This is a genomic window from Sandarakinorhabdus sp. (genome assembly GCF_041689835.1).
Lineage (GTDB): Bacteria > Pseudomonadota > Alphaproteobacteria > Sphingomonadales > Sphingomonadaceae > Sandarakinorhabdus.
The window spans coordinates 1-6,914 of record NZ_JBDNFM010000210.1; the positions used below are offsets into that span (position 1 = coordinate 1).

At 63.9% G+C, this 6,914-nt stretch carries 6 protein-coding genes; 1 reads left to right on the forward strand and 5 read right to left on the reverse strand.

The window, feature by feature from the left end; translation table 11 throughout:
- From der to panB, 4 genes are all read right to left on the reverse strand, one after another.
- The coding region (gene der, locus ACESL8_RS11410) for a ribosome biogenesis GTPase Der (protein WP_372918935.1) at window positions 1-1,121 on the reverse strand (1,121 nt) is incomplete at its 3' end.
- A 54-nt stretch (window positions 1,122-1,175) separates the two neighbouring features.
- Window positions 1,176-2,510, reverse strand: coding sequence for a PQQ-binding-like beta-propeller repeat protein (locus ACESL8_RS11415; protein ID WP_372918938.1), 1,335 nt, complete (start codon window positions 2,508-2,510; stop codon window positions 1,176-1,178).
- A gap of 27 nt (window positions 2,511-2,537) precedes the next feature.
- The gene (locus tag ACESL8_RS11420) at window positions 2,538-3,260 is read right to left on the reverse strand and encodes a tetratricopeptide repeat protein (RefSeq protein ID WP_372918940.1); all 723 of its coding nucleotides are present in this window, start codon (window positions 3,258-3,260) and stop codon (window positions 2,538-2,540) included.
- A gap of 95 nt (window positions 3,261-3,355) precedes the next feature.
- Entirely contained in the window at window positions 3,356-4,207 is an 852-nt protein-coding gene (panB, locus tag ACESL8_RS11425) for a 3-methyl-2-oxobutanoate hydroxymethyltransferase (protein WP_372918942.1), read from the reverse strand.
- Window positions 4,208-4,365: 158 nt separating this feature from the next.
- Between panB and ACESL8_RS11430 the strand changes: the two genes are divergently transcribed.
- Window positions 4,366-5,829 (forward strand): MFS transporter, encoded by a 1,464-nt coding sequence (locus ACESL8_RS11430; protein WP_372918944.1) that lies wholly within the window; start codon window positions 4,366-4,368, stop codon window positions 5,827-5,829.
- A 10-nt stretch (window positions 5,830-5,839) separates the two neighbouring features.
- Here the strand turns inward: ACESL8_RS11430 and ACESL8_RS11435 are convergent, their stop codons facing one another.
- Window positions 5,840-6,883: an acetamidase/formamidase family protein gene (locus ACESL8_RS11435; RefSeq protein ID WP_372918946.1), complete on the reverse strand. Its 1,044-nt coding sequence runs from the start codon at window positions 6,881-6,883 to the stop codon at window positions 5,840-5,842.
- Window positions 6,884-6,914 lie beyond the last annotated feature (31 nt).

Below are 6,914 nucleotides of genomic sequence, written 5' to 3' on the forward strand. Positions count from 1 at the left end.
ACTTCGATCAGCGTGTCGAGCCCCTTGCCGGTCGCGCCCGAACACGTGAGCAACGGCACGCCCTTCACTTGGCTCAGGCCATCGTCCAGCGCCCTGCGCACGCCCTGGAACAATCGGCTTTGATCATGCGCGACATCCCATTTGTTGAGCGCGATGATCAGCGCGCGGCCTTCGGACAGCACTTTGTCGGCGATGCGCAGATCCTGCGCCTCCAGCCCAAGGGTGGAATCGAGCAGCAGCACCACGACTTCGGCGAAATCGATGGCGAGCTTGGTGTCGGCGGCGGACATTCTTTCCAGCTTGTCAATAACCTTGGCGCGCTTGCGCAGGCCGGCGGTGTCGATCAGGCGCACTGGCTGGCTGGTACCGTCACGGTCGACCCAGTCCCAATCGATGGCGATCGAATCGCGGGTGATACCCGCTTCGGGCCCAGTGACCAGCCGCTGTTCACCAAGCAGCCGGTTGATCAGGGTGGACTTGCCGGAATTCGGGCGGCCGACGATGGCCAGCTTGAGCGGGCCTGGCGGCGGCTCGGGCACTTCGCTGTCCTCGTCGGCGGGGGTGGCGTCGTCGTCGGGCGTCTCCACGGGCTTTTCAGCCAAAAAGGGCGCCAGCGCCTGATAAAGATCCGCAAGGCCCAGCCCATGTTCGGCCGACAGCCCGATCGGCTCGCCAAAGCCCAGTTCATGGCCTTCGTTGATGCCGGTTTCGGCCTGCATCCCTTCCGCCTTGTTGGCGACCAGTACTAGCGGCACGCCGCGCCGCCGCAGCCAGGCGGCGAAATGGCGATCAAGCGGTGTCACGCCGGCGCGGGCATCGTAAACCAGCAGGGCGACTGTGGCGCGGCTGACGGCAGCATCGGTTTGGGCGCGCATGCGGCCCGACAGGCTTTCTTCGCTGCCATCCTCGAAGCCGGCGGTATCGACGGCCACGAAATTCAGATCGAACAGGCTGGCCGATCCTTCGCGGCGATCGCGGGTCACGCCAGGCTGATCGTCGACCAGCGCCAGCTTGCGCCCGACCAGTCGATTGAACAGGGTGGATTTGCCCACATTGGGGCGGCCAACGATGGCCACGCGCGGCGCATCGACGTCATAATCAAGGATATTGCCAGAGGTCATCGCGCGGCCTTACCAGCGCCAGAGCTTAAGCGATAGGCTGTCAACGATAGGCGATCAGCGATAGGCCATCAGCGAACCGTCGTCGGTGAGCACATACATCATGCCGCCCGCCACCACCGGCGGCAGATAGGCCGGAGCCTTCAGCTTGATACTGGCGACGCGCTTGCCTTCATAGGCATCCAGCGCCACCAGTTCGCGGTTGGAGCCGGCCACCCACAGCCGCTCACTGGCCAACACAGGCCCAGCCCACTGGATCGGGTCTTTCTTTTTCTTCATGCTGCGAAAGCTATCGAGACGGCTGACCCAGCGCAGCTTGCCTTCGGTGCGGGTGATGCACAGCACCTCGCCTTCCACCGTAACGACATAGATGAACTCGCCCGACACCCACGGCGTCCACACACCGGCGAAATTGCGTTCCCACACGCGCTGGCCCGTCGCCAGTTCCAGCGCGACCATGCGGCCGCCGTGGCCCACGGCAAATACCCGGCCCCGGTCAACCACCGGCGAACCATCGATATCGGCCAGCGCTGCCATGGCGGTCGAGCGCCCCGTGCGGGCCAGCTGGTCTTCCCATACGGTGCGGCCATTCTCGCCGCGCAGCGCCTTGAGTTCACCCGAACAGAAACCGGCCACCACCGTATCGAGCGCAACAGCCGGCGCGCCGGTGCCCAGGATGCAGGCCGGCTCCACGGTGCCGGCCACGGTCCAGCGCACATCGCCAGTGGCGCTGTCGAGCGCGTGGAGCTGATTGTCCTGGCTGAGGAAAAACACGCGCGAACCAGAAACGCTGGGCGCCCCGCGCAGCGGCTGCACCAGCGGACGTTCCCACAATTGCTTGCCGGTTTGCGCATCGTAAGCCAGCGCGAGGCCATAACCGGTGGCGACATAAACCCGGCCATCGCCAACCGCCACGCCGCCGCCAAAGGCTGCGCGGTTGCCGCGTTTGGGAATGTTGACGGTCGCGCGCCAAGCCAGGCTGCCCGACTGCGCGTCAAACGCGCTGACCTGCCCGCCAATATCAATGGTAAAAACCTTGCCGCCAGCCACCACCGGGATGGCATTCAGGCGGGCGGTGCCGCTGCTGCCCTTGCCGATGCTGGCGCGCCAGGCTTCGACGGGCTGTTCCGCCAGCACCAGATGGCCGCCCACCTTGGCCGGTGAGCCGCCGGGCTGCGCCCATTCCGCATTGGTGACCGGCGGCGGCAGCACGATGGCCACATCCTTCATCTCCGGCTCGACCTCGGCGCGGGTTTCGAAGCTCAGGATGGGAATGCGCTCGCCGATGGTCGGCGTGCGGGATTTGGCCTTTTTGAACATGCCGCAGCTGGCCAACGCCATGCTGGCCATCACAAGAATGGCGGCTGTGCGAACTGTGCTGCGGTTGTTCACCTTGAATTCCTCACTGCGCCGCCAGATTTACTGAACAGGCTGGGGATTGATGCCTTTAGCATTGATGCCCAGCGTCGCGATATCAACCCCGGCGGCAATCGCCAGCTGTGCCGCGCGGGTGCGCAGCGACGGGCTGAGCTGCTCGTCTTTCACCATGGCGGTCAGGATCGGCTTGGCCAGTTCCGGTTTGCCGTCCTTGAAATGCGCCACAGCCACCAGTTCGCCGGCCACGCCGAACCAGGCGTTGCCCGGCACTGTCAGCGGCTTCAGCTTGGCCACAACGTCGGCGGGGCGCAATTGATCAAAACCCACGCGCACCGCCTTCACCAACGCCGCATCGCGCAGCGGCTGCGGCAGGCTGCTGTCAGCGGCCACCGCTTCGTACAGCCCGCGCGCCTTGGGCTTGTCGCCGCCAGCCAGTGCATCATTTGCCATCACCATGCGGGCCAGGCCCGTGTAGGCGCCGGGGCCGTTGCGGGTCATGGCTTCGAGCACCGGGCGGGCGCGGGCGCCTTCACCCACTTCCAGCTGCTCGACGGCCCGCGTGAGCGCGGCGCCGGCATCGCCCGCCGCCTTGGCCTGCCGGTCTTGCCAGAACAGCCAGCCGGCGAGGCCGGCCAGCGCAAGGATGAGCACCGCAACCGCCAGCGTGCCGAAACGCTTCCACAGGCCCGCCATCTGCGAACGGCGATATTCCTCGTCCACTTCGCGCAGGAAAGCGTCTTCGGGTTTGGCAGGCGTGTTGGCCAAGGTCGTCAAGCTCCTGATGGTCGGGATTTGCACCGGCGTATCTTGCCGAGGCGTGAATGCCCGACAGCGCCGTAAAGGTAAAGGGTCGCCGCCGTTCAGCGATACAGCTGCGCATCCGTTGGAAATCGGCGTTCGCGCACGGCGCCAGCATAACGCGCTGCCGCATCGGAAATGCGCGCCGCCAGATTATCGAAACGTTCGACAAAACGCGGCGCCCGCTCGAACATGCCCAACATGTCGTCCACCACCAGCACCTGGCCGTCGCAGGCGGGCGATGCGCCGATACCGATCGTGGGGCAGGTCACAGCCGCGGTTATATCGCGGCCCAGCGTTTCCACCACGCCTTCGACGACCAACGCAAAACAGCCGGCTTCGGCCACGGCGCGGGCATCATCGAGTATCTTGGCGGCTTCGGCTTCACTGCGGCCGCGCGCGCCATAGCCGCCCAGCGCATTCACAGCCTGCGGGGTGAGGCCGACATGCGCCATCACCGGAATGCCGCGCTCGCTCAAAAACTTCACCGTTGGTGCCATGACAGCGCCGCCTTCCAGCTTGACCGCGGCCGCGCCGGTTTCCTGCATCACCCTCGCCGCCGTGCGGAACGCGGCCTGCGGGCTTTCTTCATAGGAACCGAACGGCAAATCGATCACCACCACGCTGCGGCAGGAACCGCGCACCACGGCAGCCCCGTGCGCGATCATCATGTCGATCGACACTTTCACCGTGGTATCCAGGCCATAGATCACCTGCCCGAGCGAATCGCCGACCAGCAGCAGATCGCAATGCGGATCAAGCAATTGCGCCATGCGCGCCGTGTACGCCGTGAGCATCACGATCGGCTCCCCGCCCTTGCGCTTGGCGATGGCCGGCACAGTAAGCCGCCGCACCGGTTCCGGCACCGGGTGGGCGCGGGAGGCGCTGGTATCAAGTGTGAAGGTGGTGCTCATGACGGCGCGCTTTACGCGCCGCGCCAGCACACATCAACCAGACAGCGTGGCCGCCACCTGATCGCCCGCCATGGCGGCTTTACAGAACGGTAATGGCCCCTGATAGTCAGCCGCAGAAAAGCTGCCGGACAGACATTGGCGAGCAGCGCGGGGTATGCATGGCACCAACCAGCGCGGTCAAGGCCGACAAACCGTCACTGAGAACGCGCCTCGCCTACGGCTTTGGCGCGGCAGCTTATGGTATCAAGGATGGCGGCTTCAGTTATTTCCTGCTGCTGTTTTACAGCCAGGTCATCGGGCTTGATGCGCGGCTGGTGGGCTTGGCGATCACGATTTCGCTGATGATCGATGCAGTGTGCGATCCGATTGTTGGCTATTGGTCGGATAATCTGCGTTCCCACTGGGGGCGGCGGCATCCGTTCATGTATGCTTCTGCGTTACCGGTGGCCGCCACTTATTTCCTGATCTGGAATCCGCCGGCCGATTGGTCGCAAACGGCGCTGTTCTGGTATCTGCTTGGCCTCGCCGTTGTGGTGCGCATCTCGATCACTTTTTATGAAATCCCCAGCGCAGCACTCGCGCCCGAACTGGCGACGGATTACGATCAGCGCTCGGCGTTGCTCGGCTGGCGTTATTATTTCGGGTGGACTGGCGGCAGCGTGCTGACCGTGGCGAACTTCACCGTTCTGTTTCCGCTGTTTGCCACCGCTGCCATCCCCAACGGCCAATTCAACCGCGACGCTTACGAGGTTTATGGCATCATCGCTTCGGTGCTGATCTTTGTGGCGATCATCGCTTCATCGCTGGGCACGCATGAACGCATCGCCCATCTGCGGTTGCCGCCCGCCAAACGCAGCATCACTGTTGGCACCGTGTTTCGCGAGATGTTTGAAACGCTGGCCAACCGCAGCTTTGCTGCGCTGTTCGGCGCGGCAATGCTTGGCGCGATTGCCACTGGCTTGTCGGCGTCGCTGTCCTTCTATTTCTCGGCCTATTTCTGGGGCTTCTCCCCGCCGGAAATCGGCCTCATCACGGCCAGCGTGTTCATTTCGGCGATCATCGGCGCGGTCATGGCTCCGATTGCCACGCGCACAGTGGGCAAAAAACGCGGCGCCATCATCATCGGCCTGATTGCCGGGCTGATTTTGCCGGCACCGATCATCCTGCGCCTTTTCGGCCTGCTGCCGCCAAATGGCGATCCGTCGCTGTTCTGGATGATGCTGTTTGTCACCGTGATAGATGTCGGCCTGATCATCTGCTTCCAGATTCTCAGTTCGGCCATGCTTGCCGATCTTGTTGAACAGGCCGAACTCAAGACCAGCCGACGTTCCGAAGGCGTGTTCTTTGCCGCCGCCACCTTCATCCGCAAATCAGTGCAGGGCCTTGGCGTTATTGCCGCCAGCTTCGTGCTGACGCTGGCGGCATTTCCCACCGGCGCCAGCCCGGATCAGGTGCCCGAAGCCAGCTTGTGGCAGCTGGGCGCGTGGTATGTGCCGTCGATCCTCGTGCTGTGGTTGCTGATGATCGCGGTAATTTCCACCTACAAACTCAGCCGCGCCGATCATGAGGAGAATTTGCGCCTGCTGGCCTCGCGGCAAAGCGTTTCCATCAAAGCGGTGTGACGCGAGCTGTCTATTTTGCGACAAATACCGCCTTGGGCATCACAACATGCACGCCCTTGTTGCGGTCCACCAGCTCGGTGATCTCGATATCGCCGGCGACGCTCACCAGCATGTAGGCATCGTCGCGGGTCATGCCTTTTCCGGCCACCAGGAAATCGATCATGTTGCGAACTGCCTTGCGGGTGGCGTTGCTCAGATCGTCGTCAAACCCCATCGCGATATAGGCTGTGGGGGTTTCGGCGCGCGGATAGGGCGTGACGATTTTCTTGTGCAGGATGAACTCGAACGTGCCGATCAGCGAGGTTTCGAGCGCGGTGATCGTCACTTCACCATTGCCCTGCGCGGCGTGGCCATCGCCGGCCTGGAACAGCGCGCCGGGCACATAAACCGGCAGGAACAGTGTTGTGCCCGCCACCAGTTTCTTGTCGTCCATGTTGCCGCCGTTGATGCCCGGCGGGGCCGAATCCACTCGGCCGAATGTTGCCGGCGGCGCAACGCCCATGCTGCCGAAAAACGGTTCCAGTGGGACTTCGATGCCAGGCCCGAACTTGCCGACCATGCGTTCCCGGTCGAGCGGCACGATCTTGATGCGCGAATAAGGGAAATCGTCGGTGAGGAAACCGGCGCCGTAACGGAAGGCATTGTAGCTGTAGGGAATGGCCAGATCGACCTTCTTGATCCGCACTTCGAGCGTGTCGCCGGGCTCCGCGCCCTCGATGGCGATCGGCCCGGTGAGGATATGCCCGCCCGGCCCGCGCGCCGACAGCGGCACGCCGTCAAACACCGCCCGCAGCGCCGGCTCGATATCTTTTGGTGCCACCCCTGCCCGCTCAAGGCCGATCGGGCTGTTGGTAAGCAGCGTGTGCATCACCACCGTATCGCCCGACTTGATGGTCAATGCCGGCTTGTCGGCGGCATCATAATGGCCCCATGCCACGGTTTGCGGCGTGGGCTTGAGCTGATGGGTGGCGGCATACGCCGGGGTGGCGGCATACGCCGGGGTGGCGGCATACGCCGGGGTGGCGAGCACGAGGGAGACGCGTAGCAGGCGCATGATGTTCGTCCTTCAAAAAAACCCCGGCTCA

Coding starts and splice junctions, on each gene's coding strand:
- ACESL8_RS11435 (WP_372918946.1), bottom strand. CDS start 6,883: ATGCGCCTGCTACGCGTCTCCCTCGTGCTCGCCACCCCGGCGTATGCC.
- ACESL8_RS11430 (WP_372918944.1), top strand. CDS start 4,366: ATGGCACCAACCAGCGCGGTCAAGGCCGACAAACCGTCACTGAGAACG.
- panB (WP_372918942.1), bottom strand. CDS start 4,207: ATGAGCACCACCTTCACACTTGATACCAGCGCCTCCCGCGCCCACCCG.